Source organism: Mesoterricola sp. MK458 (assembly GCF_055384935.1).
Window position 1 is genome coordinate 2,832,591 of record NZ_AP045075.1, and the last position, 14,736, is coordinate 2,847,326.

The window sequence follows — 14,736 nt, forward strand, 5'->3', positions numbered from 1 at the left end:
GGATGTCCACCCCCATGCTCACGCAGGTCGCGGCTCTCAAGCGCGAGGCCGGCGATGCGATCCTCTTCACCCGCATGGGCGACTTCTACGAGCTGCACGGCGAGGACGCGGTCAAGGCGGCGCCGGTCATGGAGATCGCCCTGACCCTGCGGGGCCGGGGGACCGAGTTCGAGACGCCCATGTGCGGCATTCCCCACTTCGCCCTGGAGAGCTACCTGCCCAAGCTGCTGGCCGCGGGCTATTCCGCCGCCATCGCCGATCCCACCGCCCGGCCCGATGAGGTCAAGGGCCTGCTGCCCCGCGCCATCACCCGCATCATCACCCCCGGCACCTGGCTGGACGACGACGGCCGGTGGCTTGCGGCGGCCCACCGCGTGGGGGAGAGCTGGGGCATCGCCCTCCTGCAGCTGGCCTCGGGGCAGCTGCGGGTCATCCCCGGCGAAGGCCTGCCCATCCTGGCCTCCACGCTGGAGCGCCTGGGCCCCCAGGAACTGATCCTCGCGGAGAACACCGCCGATCCCTTCGAGCTGGAGGCGGCCCGGGTGCGCCTTCCGGCCTGGCGCTTCGAGGCCGCCCGGGCCCGCACCCAGATCCTCGCCTTCTTCGGCTGGACCCACCTGGAAGGCGTCGGCCTGGATCCCTACCCCGCGGCCATCGGCGCCCTGGGGGCTCTCCTGGACCAGGTGGAGGCCACCCAGAAGGGCCGCCCCGCGCACATCCAGGGCGTGAACCTGGAGCTGGGCGCCGCCGGGCCCCTCCTGGACGCCACCTCGTCCAGGCACCTGGAAGTCTTCGCCAACACCCTGGACGGGTCCAGGGCCGGCAGCCTCCTGGAGCTCATGGACCAGTGCCGCTGCCGCCTGGGCTCGCGGCTCCTCAGGGCCTGGCTGGACCAGCCCCTGCGCGACCGGGGCGCCCTGGAGCTCCGCTGGCGCCAGGTGGCGTGGTTCACCGAGGACCGGCACCGGGAGCCCATCCAGAAGGTGCTCGGTTCCGTGCCGGATCTGGACCGCATTCTGGGCCGGGTGGCCCTGGGGCTCGCCACCCCGCCGGAGCTGGCCCAGCTCCGGGACGGCCTGGCCCGGGCGGGGAAGCTGCCTGAGCTCATCCGGGAGGGGGGCTGGTTCCAGGAATCCCAGGAGCTCGACGTCTGGCCCGGCGACACGCCCACCTGCGCGGATCTGGTGGACGAGCTCCGCCGCTGCCTCGCCGAAGCCCCGCCCCTGGAACTGGAGAAGGGCAACACCATCAACGACGGGGTCGACCCCGAGCTGGACGCCGTGCGCCGCCTGGCCCGGGACGCCAAGCAGGTGATGCTCGAACTGGAGGAGGAGGAGCGCGCGGCCTCCGGCATCAACAGCCTCAAGATCAAGTACAACCGGGTCTTCGGGTACTACTTCGAGATCACGAAGGCCAACCTGGCCGCCGCCCCGGCCCACTTCATCCGCAAGCAGACCCTGGCCAACGCCGAGCGGTTCACCACCGAGAAGCTCATGGCCTTCGAGCAGCGGCTCCTCTCGGCCGAATCCGACCTGCTCCGCCTGGAGGAGGCCCAGTTCAAGCGCCTCCTGGCCCGGGTCCTGGAGGACCGGGCAGCCCTGACGTCCCTGGCCCGGGCCGTGGCCAAGGTGGACGTGCTCTGCGCCTTCGCCGAACTTGCGCGCCTTTCGGGCTGGACCCGGCCCGAGGTGAGCGACGACCGGGAGCTGATCCTCGCCGGCGCCCGCCACCCCATGCTGGAGGCCCGCCTGGGCCGCGAGTGCATCCCCAACGACCTGCGCCTTCCCGCCAACCGCTCCATGGCGGTGGTCACCGGCCCCAACATGGGCGGCAAGTCCACCTTCCTGCGCACCGCGGCCCTGCTGGCGGTGCTGGCCCAGGTGGGTTCCTTCGTGCCCGCCGAGCTCATGCGCTTCTCCCTGGTGGACCGGATCTTCACGCGCATCGGCGCCTCTGACTTCCTCGCCAAGGGCCAATCCACGTTCATGGTGGAGATGACCGAGACAGCCCGCATCCTCAACCAGGTCACCCCCGCGAGCCTGGTCATCCTGGACGAGATCGGCCGGGGCACCAGCACCCGGGACGGCCTGGCCCTGGCCGAGGCCATCGCCCTGCACCTGCGCGACCTCAAAGGCGGCGAGCCCCGGACGTTGTTCGCCACCCACTACTTCGAACTCACCCGCCTCGCCGACGACGCCCGCATCCAGAACCTGCACGTGGAGGTGCAGGAATGGGAGGAGCACCTGCTCTTCCTGCACCGCATCGCCGAAGGCCCCGCGGACCGCAGCTACGGCATCCAGGTGGCGCGCCTGGCGGGCCTGCCCAGGTCCGTCATCTCGGCCGCCCAGCGGATCCTGGCGGAAACGCCTGAGAAACCCCTGGAGGAGAAGCGCCCCCGGCGCCAGGCCCCCGTGCAGCCCCTGCTGCCGCTTTTCGAACCCGAGCCGGACCCCCTCCGGGAGGAACTGGCCGCCCTGGACCTGAACCGGATGACCCCGCTGGAGGTCATGGCCTGGGTGGCGGAGCGCCAGAAGGCCTAGTCTTCAGCCGCGGGTGCCTTCCCCAATCCTTCCGGCTTGTTGGTGACCACCTCGATCACCCCCTCCCGGTGCAGTTCCATGAGCTCCCAGGGCAGGCGCGGGCCGTGGGCGGCGCGGGCCAGGCCGTCGCGGGCCTCGGCGCCTGCCCAGGCGTCCCGGCCCGCGCGCTTGGCCAGGTACAGGCAGGCATCGGCGATCTCCACCACCTTCTCCCAGCCCAGCCAGCTGGTGTCCTGCAGGCAGAAGGGGTAGGCCGCGTACCCCACGGAGCACGTCCAGCGCACCTCCTCGCCGGTTTCCAGCACCAGCTTCTGCTCGGCCATGAGGCTGCGGATGCGCTCGGCCAGGATGGGGGCCTCGGCCCGGGTGGAGTTGCGGGCCATGACGAGGAACTCTTCCCCGCCCCACCGGATGACGCCGTCGGTCTCGCGGGCGGCCTTGCGCAGCACGTGGGCCACCTGCGCGAGCACCTGGTCCCCCACGGGGTGACCATAGGTGTCGTTGACGCCCTTGAAGTGGTCCAGGTCCACCATGAGGAACAGGAGGTCGTTGTTGGGCAGGGCCTGGCCGGGGGCCCAGTCCCGGTATGAGCGCTGCACCTTGGCGGTGTCGTCGTCCACTACCACGGAGAGGAAGCGCCGGTTGTGGAGCCCGGTGAGGGGGTCGGACAGGCTCTGCGCCTTCAGGGCGAGGTTGGCCTTCTCCAGGGCATGGTTGGCCTTGAGAAGGTCGCCCGTGGCCTTGTCCACCAGGGCCGCAAGCCGCTCCTTCTGGTTGGCCAGGGTGCGGAAGCGCCAGTGCATCACGAAGCTCACGAGCCCCATGGCCGCCACCACCTCCAGGGCCAGGAACCACCAGGTGCGCCACCAGGGCGGCAACACCTGGAAAGGGTATTGCGCCGCGGGGCCGAAGGGCATGCCCGGATAGGCGGCCCGGACCTCGAAGGTGTAAGTTCCTCCGGGAAGCGCCGCGTACCGCGCCTGGGGCACGTCCGTGGACCGCCATTCGTCCTCGAGCCCGGCCAGGCGCACCTGGTAGAGCACGGCCTTCTCGTTGACGAAGGTGGGCGAGGCGAACCGGAACTCCAGCGTCGCGTCCGCGTGGCCCACGGGCCCCAGGTTCCCGAAGGGGGGCTGGAGCTCCCGCCGGCCGCGGGTGACCTGGGTGATGACCGTGCCCAGGGGCGCGAGGTTCCGGGGCCGGTTTTCGGCAATGACGTGGGCAAGGCCCGTGGTGGTGCCGATCCACACGTCCTGGTCCCGGTCCACCAGGATGGAGTTCTGGCTGCAGTCGTCGCCGGCGAGGCCGTCGCCCCGGCCCAGATGGCCGGTGGACGTCCCCAGCACCGATTCCAGGCCGCGGTCCGTCCCTAGCCAGAAGCGGCCCTGGGCATCCACCGCCCCGGCGTAGGCCACGTTGGACCTCAGGTGGTTGGAGGTGTCCAGGCTCTCGAGCACCTGGAGGGCGCCGTTCGCGTAGGCCACCCGGGACACCCCCCGGGGTTCCCGGTACAGGAGCCACGCCGTGCCCTCGTTGGCCAGGGCCAGGCCGTTGAGCGGATCGACCTTGAGGCCGTGGGCGCGGCCGAACCGGTGCCAGCCCGCGTCGTCGTGGATGACCAGGCCCGCGCTGGTGGCGCCCCAGATGCGGCCCTCCCCGTCCTGGACCAGCTGCCAGGGAATGAATTCCGGCACGCCGGCCTGCGTCGCCCCGAAGTCCAGCCGTACCGTCCCCTTCCGGGAATCGATGCGGAAGATGCCGCGGCTGGGGTCGGCCACCCAGATGATCCCGTCCCGGCCACAGGCCACCGATTGCGAGCGCTCCGGGTGGCTGAGCCCCTCGGCCCGGAGCCCCCGCAGGAAGCCCTCGGTGGCCGCCCGCGCCCGGGGCTCCAGGGTGCGCAGGGGGGCGTTGGAGGACCCGATGAGGAGCGCGCCCGTGTCCCCCTGGACCAGGCTCGTCACGTTGAGGCCCTCGGTGCCGGGCACCCGGGACCAGCCCTTCTCGCCCAGCATCGCGAGGCCTTCGCTGGTGCCCGCGAAGAGCCGTCCCGAATGGTCGCGGAACACGCTCCACACCAGGTCCGAGGGCAGGCCGTCCGCCACCGTGAAGGTGCGGACGTAGCCCCTTCCCAGCTGCCGGTACAGGGTGGGCCCCACCACCCAGAGGTTGCCTTCCCGGTCCCGCAGGGAGGAGACCGTCCACTTGCACGGGAGCCCCGCGGCCTGGTCGATGACCTCGTGGTCGTCCCCCTTCAGGCGCAGGAGGCCGGAGTTGGTGGGGATGCCCACGCTTCCGTCGATCTCGCGGTTGATGGTGCAGGAGGCGAAGGGCGGCGCCGGCAGCCAGGAGGATGCGTCCCGGAAGGCGGTGTCCATGGGGTCCTGGTACCGCAGGAGCCGCCGCCCCACCACCCACAGCCGGCCTTCGCCGTCCACGGCCAGGGTCTCGATGCCGTCGCCGGGCAGGCCGTCCTCGTTGGTGTAGTGGACCCAGGTGGTGTCCCGGCGCCTTTCCCACACCTGCCCGCCCACCACCGCGAAGACCGATCCGGTGGCCGCCCGGCAGGCAAGGCCGCGGCCCTGGCCGGAGGGCACGTCCGCCACCCGTTCCATGCCGTCCCCTGCCGCCCGGTAGAGCCCATCCATTCCCAGCGCCCACAGGACGCCGTCGCCATCCAGGTCCACCGCCGAGCCCCGGATGGGACGGAACGTCTGCCCCCGGTAGGTCACCGGCGTGAAGACGCCCTTGTGGAACTTCACCAGCCCGCCTTCGGTGACCACCCAGAGGCCGCCGCCGCGCCGCCGCAGGAGGCGGTTCACCGCGGTGGAAGCCAGGCCGTCGTCGGCGGTCCACCGGCGGAACTGCACGCCGTCGTAGCGCACCAGGCCCGAGTCCCCCCCGATCCAGATGAAGCCCTCGGAGTCCTGGGTGATGCAGGTGAGCCCGGGTTCCACGAAACCCTGCTCGGGGCCGTAGGCCCGGAACAGGTAGCGGCCGGCCGGCTCAGCCTGGGCGAACACCAGGGCGAGAATACAGACGACTAGGGCTCGGATCGAAGGCATTCGGGGTTCCGATTTCGGACGCGCAAGGGCTTTGGTATCCCTTAAAATACACGGCCCGCACGCAGGCTGGCTTGGGAATTAACTACAACGTATCACCCGCGCCCGGCCCGGTCCAGGTAGGCCTGGGATCCCTTCATGACGGCCGCGGGCCCCTGGGAGGCCTTCCAGCCCTTGCCGGCGCCCCACTCCCGGGCCAGTTCCACGGCCTCGGGGTTCCCCGGCGCCAGCGCCAGCACCTCGGCCAGGTCCGCCCGGGCCAGGGCCGCGCGCCCGGTGCGGTGGAGGAGCAGCGCGCGCTTGAGGAAACCCCAGGGGTTCCCGGGCTCCCGGGCCACCACCTCGCCGTACTCGGCCTCGGCCTCGCCGAACCGGCCCTCCTCCTCGGCGGCCTCGCCGCACAGGAGGTTCGTCACGGCGCAGAAGCCCAGCCAGGCCTTCTGTTCCCGGAACTGGGCCGGAGTGTAGATGGCCCGGGGCTTCGTGGCCTCGGCCACCTGGGCCAGCCGCCGCAGGGCCTTCTCGGTGTGGGCGTCCACCCGCGCGAAGACCTCCGCGTCTCCGGTGCCCCGGAAGAAGTCCGGGCTGATGCGCCCTTCGGCGCGGTACCGGTCGAAGAGCCGCGTCCCGGGGTACAGGGCCAGGGGCGAGACCTGCACGTCGTGGGGCCGGGCGCTGCGGATGAGGTCGCAGGTGATCTCCACGTCCTCCCAGGTCTCCCCGGGGATTCCGGTGATGAGGTAGATGCCCAGGTTCATCCCCACCTTGCGCACCAGCGTGAGGGCCTTCAGGGCCTGGCGCATGTTGGTGCCCTTGTCCAGGAGCTGGAGCACGCGCTCGCTGCCGTGCTCCACCCCGAACTGCATGAACTCGCAGCCGGCGCGCTTCATGGCCACCAGCCGGTCCTCGTCCACCAGGTTCACCCGGCTCTGGCAGTTCCACAGGGGGTGCATGCCCGAGCCCTGGATGAGGTCCATGAGCTTGAGGATCCGTCCCCGGTTGGCGGTGAAGGTGTCGTCCCGGAAGCTGAAGTAGGTCAGGCCGTGGCGCGCGCGCAGCAGGGTCATCTCCCGCAGCACGGCCTCGGGGCTCCGGAAGCGCACGGAACTTCCCCAGAACTCGGGCGTGTTGCAGAAGTTGCAGGTGGCGGGGCAGCCGCGGCTGGTGCTCAGGTACGAGAGCTGGCCGGGGTCGTCCAGGAAGTCCGCCTGGAAATGCTCCACGGGGGCTCCCATGACGTCCAGGTCCTCCAGGGGCGGCACGGCGGGGGTCTCGCCGTCCCGCAGGATGAGCCCGGGGGCCTCCCGCCAGGCGGCGCCGCGCGAAAGGACCTCCAGGAGCGGGATCTCCCCCTCGCCCTTGACGATGGCGTCCAGGCTGGGGCAGTCCTCGAAGACCTCCTTCGCCAGGTGGGTGGGATGGGGCCCTCCGGCCAGCAGGATCGCCCGCGGGCAGGCCTCCCGGGCCAGGGCCAGCAGGTCGCAGCTGCGCTTGCGGTTGAAGGTGAACATGGACACGCCGATGACGGCCGGGTCGTGGCGGCGCAGGTAGGCCAGGATCTCCTTGCGGCCCTTGCCGCTGAGGTTCGCCAGGCGACAGGCGTGGCCCCGGGACCGGAGCATGGCCTGCAGGAACCCCAGGCCGATGGGGAGGAAAGTCATCCACTCGTCCCCGTATCCGCTTTTGGGAGCGCTGTAGAGCAGGAGGGCACCGCCCCCGCCCCCGGCTTCCACGCCCTCGTGCACCATGATCCCTCCGGTTCCATTTCAACACAGGTGACGGGCCCGCACGAATCGACAACAATGGCACGATACGAAACCTTCGGAGCGGCCCGTGGCTGACGCGATCAAGAAATCCGGCGAGATCCAGGATGTCCTGGCCCAGGCCTGCGCCCGCCGGGAGCTCCTGATCCTCGCCACGCCCTACCTGCGCTTCGAGTCCTCCTTCCTGGCGGTGCACAACGGCGAGCTGCACATCCTCGCCACCATGAGCCGCGAGGATGCCACCTTCGGCCTGCGGGCGCCGGATCTGACCATCCGGTTCCCGGATGGCCTGGGCTTCTTCGAGGCCCACGTGGAGGTGCTTGGGCTCGGGATGCTGGACGGGCGCCGCACGATCCGCCTGTCCCTGCCCAGGACGCTCACGGAGAACGACCAGCGCGACTCCTACCGCGTGGAGCGCGTGGGACGGGTGCTGGTCACCTACAGCACCCTAAAGGGGGACCTGCTGCAGGGCGCCCTGGTGGACATCAGCGCCACGGGCGCCAAGATCCACGCCCAGCGGGACGTGGACCCCGCGGTCATGGGTCCGGGAACGCCCCTCCTGCTCTCCATCCCCCTGTCCCCCGATATCCAGATCGAGACCCGGGCCGAGGTCCGCCACCTGGGGGCCCGCACCCTCGGCCTGGCCTTCCGGCCCGCCCTGCCCGAGCGCACGGAGCAGCCCCTGTCCAGGTGGATCTTCCTGCGCCGCGAGGAGGAGCGGGAGCGCCTGGCCCAGCGCCTGGAACTGAACGACAGGGCGACCAAGCCGCAAGCCGCGGGTCCCACCGGCATCCTCCTGGTGAGCGCCGACCCGGCCCTGGAAACGGCCCTGCGCGAATTCCTCGCCCCCATCCAGCCCCTGATCCGGCTGCCCTACTCCGCCCAGGCCATCAAGGACGCCCTGGCCGCGGCCCCGCCCCTGGCCATCTTCCACGTGAAGAGCACCTCCCTGGACGAGCGGCGCCTCCTGAAGGCGCTGGTGGAAACGACCCTCCCCAAGGTGCCCGTCCTGCTCCTGGGCACCCAGGTGGACGCTACGGCCCTGTTCGAGCTTTCCGCCGAATGGAAGGCCTCCAGCGCCATCGTGTGGAATCCGTCCCGGGGCCTGTTCCTCCAGCGCCTGGCCCAGGGCATCATACGGCGGAACACCCACGGGGGGGACAGCCCCATGGCCCCCGCCGAGCCCTGAGGGGATCCGGGTGTAGACTGCTTCGAAACCGGAGCCACCCATGAGCCTCACCACCCTCGACCGCCGTCGTTTCCTGGGCCTCGCCCTGGCCGCGGGCGCCGCGTTCGCCGCCCGGGCCAAGGTTCCCGGGTCCGGCGGCCCCGCCCTGGACGAAGCCACCCTGGACCAGATGGCCGAAGGCATGAGGACCGGGCGCTGGAGCGCCGAGGGCCTTGCGAAGCACTACCTGGCCCGCATCCGCACCCTGGACCGCACGACCCTCCACGCCGTCCTGGAGGTCAACCCCGAGGCCCTGGACATCGCCCGGGCCCTGGACCGGGAACGCCGCGAAAAGGGCCCCCGCGGCCCGCTCCACGGCATCCCCGTGCTCCTCAAGGACAACATCGACACCGGCGACCGCATGCAGACCACCGCGGGCTCCCTGGCGCTGGTGGGCGCCAAGCCCCCCGCGGACGCCCCCATCGTGGCGCGCCTGCGCGCCGCGGGGGCCGTGATCCTGGGCAAGACGAACCTCAGCGAGTGGGCCAACCTGCGCTCCTCCCATTCCATCAGCGGCTGGAGCGGCCGGGGCGGCCTCACCCGCAACCCCTACGTCCTGGACCGCAACTGCTCGGGCTCCAGCTCCGGCTCCGGCGCCGCCGTGGCCGCGTGCCTTTGCGCGGCGGCGGTGGGCACCGAGACCGACGGCTCCATCGTCAGCCCCGCCACCACCTGCGGCATCGTGGGCCTCAAGCCCACCGTGGGCCTCCTGAGCCGCACCGGCATCATCCCCCTCTCCCACACCCAGGACACCGCGGGCCCCATGACCCGCAAGGTGCGCGACGCCGCGATCCTCCTGGGCGCCATGGCCGGACCCGACCCCCGGGATCCCGCCACCGCGGGGTGCAGGGCCCACCCCGACTACACCCGCTTCCTGGACCCGGACGGCCTCAAGGGCGCACGCCTGGGCGTGGCCCGCTCCTTCTTTTCCGGGAACCGGGGCGTCCTCGAGCTCATGGAGGCCACCCTGAAGACCCTGGCCGCCCGGGGCGCCGTGCTGGTGGACCCCGTGGACGTCCCCACCGCCGGCTACGAGAAGGCCGAACTGGAGGCCATGCTCTTCGAGTTCAAGGCCGGTCTCGAGGCCTATCTGGCCGGGCGCGGCGTCACCACCCCCATCCGCGACATGGCCTCCCTCATCGAATTCAACGAACGCATGAAGGACAAGGAGATGCCGCTGTTCGGCCAGGAGCTGCTGTACGACGCCCAGGCCAAGGGCCCCCTGACCGACCCCGCCTACCTCAAGGCCCTGGACACCTGCCGGACCCTTTCCCGGCAGGGCATCGACTCCGTCATGGACGCGAACCGCCTCGACGCCATCATCGCCCCCACCGGCACCCCCGCCTGGGTGACCGACCTGGTCAACGGCGACAACTACGGCACCAGCTGCGCCACCCCCGCCGCCGTGGCCGGGTATCCCCACCTCACCGTCCCCGCGGGCTTCGTGATGGGCCTTCCGGTGGGCCTGTCCTTTTTCGGAAGGGCCTGGAGCGAGCCGGTGCTGCTGAAGCTGGGCTACGCCTTCGAGCAGGCCACCAAGGCCCGCCGGGCGCCGAAGTATCTTGCGACGCTGGGCTGAGCCTTCACCGTCTCATATGCCTCAGGATCCGCCCAAGGAACGCCAGCACGTGACCAAGGCAATAAAAAATAACCCCATTCAAGATTATGCCCATCCCCCAAACAACAAATGACAACCATCCCGTGCTTCCGAGAAAGAGAATCTGGATACAATGCCCTGGGCTCATTACGAGAATCATATTATTGATAAAAAAATACATCTTGCCAGCCGAAAAAGTTTGGCATTTGGCGGCATCGTACGAGGAGGGCAAATCAAAAGGATTAAAATATCTAACCCACCAAAAAACCACAAACGACAATATCCCCAATACACATCCAATATAAGCCATTTTTATCGGAAGAGTTTTGCGCATAAAACCGAGTTCCTATTGGCCTTTCTTCTGTTGAATCAATGATTTTACCATCTCTTCAGGCGTCACGACAGTTGGCACATTTGAAATTGAAAATTTCAGCACTTCCCTAACCCATGAAACACAATTTCGGCTTATCGGATGATAAATTTGTGGAACCAATATCGCCTTTTCCATATATTTGATCATCACCAATGCCTCCTCTTGGCTAACCTCCAATGATGTTGCAGAAAGCACCTTCTCCTTCGGATCCTTCGATACGATACGACCTCCAACGAACGATGAGAATGGCTGCGCCGAAGTCAATGCGGAGCCAATAGCATTCCTTGCGATCGCAATTGTTGAATCCAGGCCCGAGTCTGGGACCAGACCAAGCGGGTCCCCTTCGCCAACTTTTATGACAAGATGGCCCCACCGAGAATTTCCGGTTATGTGCTGGATCTCGACTTTGACCCGCTCACAAGAAAGCCCTTCTTTGGCGCGCTCCGCATTCACGAGTGCTTGGATTTCGTTGTTGATGGATTCCGAACTTCTTTTGATGTTCTTCTGGGCATCAGCAAGGGACACGCCCCTTGTTATTCGCATTACCCTCGTGTATTCATCACCTTGCCTTTTCAGGGCTTCCACCAGCGCCTTTTCGGCCGCCTCGACCTGGGCCCTTGAAGATACCTCAGATTTCTGAATCGTTAAGTTATTGAATTGAACTTCAAGGCTCTTTTGGATTTTCCATTGAGCAACATATTCCTCGAATGATTTCCGCTCATCCTTCCGCCTTTTCTCGGCCTCACGTGCCTTTGCCGCCTCCGCATCCCCAGTCACGGGAGGGAACGGTGAAGGCCGGCTCCTGAAAGTCGCAGAGAAGATATTGTTCGGATTCCTCCGCCACTCCTCGAATTCGCTGTTGGTCATCCCAGTGGGGCCGGAACCGCGGCCACCACACACCATCGCAGGCCCACTCGGGTCCGGCGGTCGCTCCGAAGCCGGCGGTCCACCTACACCAGAATGCGGCGGAGCCATCGGCACGTTCGGGGCGAATAGAGGTCCGGGAATCCCCATGTACGGAATCGGCCGATCATTGGGGATCGGGCCCAGATGGTAGGGAATGGGACCCTGATTTCCCCACACGGTCACGGTGGCAGATCCGGCAAAAGGTGGTTTGTCGGCCATTCCCGTGGGATCGGTCACGAGAAAGGGTGTCCCATCCGCATAGGTGAAGCGGTTCCAGGAGAGGGGGGCGGCGCCTCGGTCCGGAGACAAGAACCGGTGCCAAGTCGGGCTGAAAAAGCGCGCTCTCATGTATATAAGCCCTGTGGTCTCCGTGCGCAGATGCCCGGTGAAACCTGTCAGCGGCGCATAGCCGCACACGTTTTCCATAGGTTCCCCGAAGGGGCCGAAATCCTGCCTGCCTTCGATGGTCCCGGTACCCGCGGTGACAATCCGGGGCGTGCCCAGATGGTCGCAATGAAGTTCGTGGACCCCGCTGCCATCCACTTCGGCGATCGCCTCGTCGCCCAGGTAAAGGACATCCCGGTTCCAGCGACCATCCCCGTGATACTCCGCCAGGAGTTGGCCCCGGTCCGAATATACGAACTGGCGATCCAGCCCGGGGTTGGCGGAGTCCGAGACCCGTGCCAGCATGCCCTGGGGCCCATATCGGTACGACTGGACATTCCCGGCGATCGAATCTGAAACGGCCGTGAGGCGCCCGAAGCCGTCCCATGCCAGATCCAGGTAGCGCTGACTGCCCGTTCCTGTGCCCACCTGGGAGGGCTCCCCGTTTGAACCGACGACCCAGCCCGTCAGGGCGCCGTTGGGCTGAACCCCGGGCATCCGGTTGTCGGCCAGGGGCGCCAGGTTGAATGCGTTGAATCCGGATGGCGCAGTTCCTGAAACGCCATGGAAGATGGCATTGCCAAAGCCGTCGCTGTCGTGGACGGTGCACATGCCATCGACTGCAGCTTCCCTGAGCCGGCCCATTCGGTCATTCAGCATCAACCATTCTCCGGCGCCCGTGAGTTCCATGCCGTCCCACGTGAAAGCCCGGGATTGGGTTCCACCCGCGTGGGAAACGGTCCAGTCCTGCCACCGGCGTCCTTGATCATCCCAGCGCCAGGAACTGGCCGCTCCGCTGGAGAACCCCAGGCGAGTAAGATTCCCCCAGCCGTCGTATGTGACGGAGGCCAGCGGCGCGCCGTTGTGGGCCACGTTCACGATGCGGTCCAAGGAGTCGAAGCCGTAGGTCACGGTACGGCCGCATGGATATGTCATCCTGGCGATACTCCCGCTGGAGTCGTATTCATAGCGCACCGTCCGTTCAACACCCCCAATGAACAAGGTTTCCGAATCCATCCGGCTCCCTGGGGCGGAGTAGGTGAACGTCTGCCGCAGGCCTTCGGAGGTCTCCCGGCCCACAAGGAGGGGCCCCCTGAACCTGGCCGAAACCCTCAGGCCGCCGGATTCTGCTTCGAGAACACGGCCCAGGGCATCAAAGGATCTCCGGATCTTCCTGCCCGAGGCATCCGTCTCGGAGCCGCACTGCCCCAGGGCGTTGAAGTCGGCGAAGGTGGTGGTGAGGGTCTCGGGTTCGGTCATTTCCGTCAGGTTGCCGATGCTGTCGAACTTGAAGCTGCGAGTCTGGGTCAGGCCGCCAGGTTCCATCCGCGTCAAACGGGTTACCTGGCCGAACGCGTTATGGGTGGTCCGGGTGGTGCCTTCGGCATCCGAACGGCTGATGACCTGCCCCCAGGGATCGATGGACAGAGCCAGGCCAGAACGGCTTTCCAACCGCCAGGCGGTACCTTCGGCACGGTAGCTCCAGGCCAAGTCCGGCCCCCACGGCGACCGTTCAAGGCAAATCCGGTCCAGGGCATCCCAGGTGACATCCCGGACCAACCGGGACCTGGTCCCGTCGCTCTCGTGGATCGAAACGATGCGGCCCAAGGTATCGGTGGCGAAGGTTTCCGTCACCCCATCGCCGCGACGCCGGGAACGAAAGCGCCCGAATCCATCCTTCCATTCCACTCCACTCCGACGCCCCTGGCTCCAGGTGCGGGTATTCTCGTCCGGATAGGCGTACCGGAGATCCGGCAACCCTGTCGTCCTCACCTCGAGGGGCCGGCCCCAAAGGTCATAAGAAAAGGTTGTGACATTCCCCTTGGCATCCGTATGCCGGCCGACCTGTCCGCGGTCGGTGTAGACCCAGGACTCTCGGAGCGGCTCCACGAGGTGGTGCCCGTTTATGGTTAGGCCGGTTTTCCCCAGAGGGCCCTGTTCCCAGGTCCGTATCATTCCCGTGTCCGACGTCCATGAGGCCACCACCCTTGCGCCGGTTCGCCGCCCATCCGCGTCGCGGGTGTACCACTTCCCCCGCTCCTGGCCTCCCGCACGGATCGTATGGCGGATCAATGCGCCTTGGGCTGAACGTGCCCGGAGTTCCATGACGGCCGGGTGCCCCTGGCGGGTCGTGGTCATCACGGATGGTGATTCGCCAGGGAGGGCGTCTCCATACTCCATTGTCCTTGTCTGGACGTTCTCGCCACCAACAACCACGGTTTCCGCCAGCACCCTCCGGGAGGGCGGTTCGAGGGTGCGCAATACGTCCACCGCCGGGCTTCCGCTCTCTGCCACATGGATTCCCACCGGGGTGCAACGGCCATCATCGCCCGGGTGCAGGGGGTGTCGAACGTAGTCGTCCTTTCCGTTCCCGCAGCCCCCAGGATCCGCTCGCTCCGACAGAATGGGTGGGCCGGTGATGCGGAGAAGGTGTAGTCCGTCCTTCGGCCCTCGGTGGGCATTCCATCGGAGTACTTCGCCACATGGCTTACGGACCAGCTCCCCGCACCTGCGATTTCCCTGTGCCAGGTCTGTACGAACGTGGTTCCCGTGCGGACATCCTGATCCATGGCCCGGGTCACACCCAGGAGGCTGGAACCGTCGGGAAACCGGCCCTCCCCCCAGGTGAAAGTCGAGATCAGCCCCTGTGGACTCCGGAGGGAATTCAAGACGGGAACGCCAGATGTCTCGTACCCGAACGTCCATTCCCGCATATCCCCGGACTCCCCCAGGCTCACACGGTCCGGCCGGGCCGTGGAAAAGGGGTGTGCGGATGACGGTACTGCGCGGCCCTGGACTCGAAGAGAGGGCCCTCGCATGCCGAAGAAATCCATCTGGAGGATATCACCGGCTTCTGAGGCCTTGCCGGCGGGCCAGGTGACC

General features: G+C 67.7%; 6 protein-coding genes. 3 read left to right on the forward strand and 3 right to left on the reverse strand.

The genetic code is table 11. The features are described from left to right. Positions 1-2: 2 nt before the first annotated feature. Complete coding sequence (mutS, locus tag ACZ5LB_RS12295; RefSeq protein WP_464602516.1) at positions 3-2,540, forward strand: DNA mismatch repair protein MutS; 2,538 nt, start codon at positions 3-5, stop codon at positions 2,538-2,540. Here mutS and ACZ5LB_RS12300 read toward each other — a convergent pair. Together ACZ5LB_RS12300 and ACZ5LB_RS12305 are read right to left on the reverse strand one after the other, a co-directional pair. Next, positions 2,537-5,605 (reverse strand): ligand-binding sensor domain-containing diguanylate cyclase, encoded by a 3,069-nt coding sequence (locus tag ACZ5LB_RS12300; protein ID WP_464602517.1) that lies wholly within the window; start codon positions 5,603-5,605, stop codon positions 2,537-2,539. The two genes, mutS and ACZ5LB_RS12300, sit on opposite strands and share 4 nt — an antisense overlap. Positions 5,606-5,697: 92 nt before the next feature. Then, positions 5,698-7,350 carry a B12-binding domain-containing radical SAM protein gene (locus tag ACZ5LB_RS12305; RefSeq protein ID WP_464602518.1) on the reverse strand — a complete coding sequence of 551 codons (1,653 nt, stop codon included), beginning with the start codon at positions 7,348-7,350 and terminating at the stop codon, positions 5,698-5,700. An 85-nt stretch (positions 7,351-7,435) separates the two neighbouring features. Between ACZ5LB_RS12305 and ACZ5LB_RS12310 the strand changes: the two genes are divergently transcribed. Together ACZ5LB_RS12310 and ACZ5LB_RS12315 are read left to right on the forward strand one after the other, a co-directional pair. Then, a complete protein-coding gene (locus ACZ5LB_RS12310) occupies positions 7,436-8,554 on the forward strand; it encodes a flagellar brake protein (protein ID WP_464602519.1) in 1,119 nt (372 codons plus the stop codon). Between the two features lie 40 nt (positions 8,555-8,594). Then, positions 8,595-10,172: an amidase gene (locus ACZ5LB_RS12315; protein WP_464602520.1), complete on the forward strand. Its 1,578-nt coding sequence runs from the start codon at positions 8,595-8,597 to the stop codon at positions 10,170-10,172. A 364-nt stretch (positions 10,173-10,536) separates the two neighbouring features. Here ACZ5LB_RS12315 and ACZ5LB_RS12320 read toward each other — a convergent pair whose 3' ends face one another. Beyond that, on the reverse strand, positions 10,537-13,542 hold the full coding sequence (locus tag ACZ5LB_RS12320; RefSeq protein ID WP_464602521.1) for an RHS repeat domain-containing protein: 3,006 nt from the start codon (positions 13,540-13,542) through the stop codon (positions 10,537-10,539). Positions 13,543-14,736: the final 1,194 nt, after the last annotated feature.

Coding starts and splice junctions, on each gene's coding strand:
- ACZ5LB_RS12300 (WP_464602517.1), bottom strand. CDS start 5,605: ATGCCTTCGATCCGAGCCCTAGTCGTCTGTATTCTCGCCCTGGTGTTC.
- ACZ5LB_RS12315 (WP_464602520.1), top strand. CDS start 8,595: ATGAGCCTCACCACCCTCGACCGCCGTCGTTTCCTGGGCCTCGCCCTG.
- ACZ5LB_RS12305 (WP_464602518.1), bottom strand. CDS start 7,350: ATGGTGCACGAGGGCGTGGAAGCCGGGGGCGGGGGCGGTGCCCTCCTG.
- mutS (WP_464602516.1), top strand. CDS start 3: ATGTCCACCCCCATGCTCACGCAGGTCGCGGCTCTCAAGCGCGAGGCC.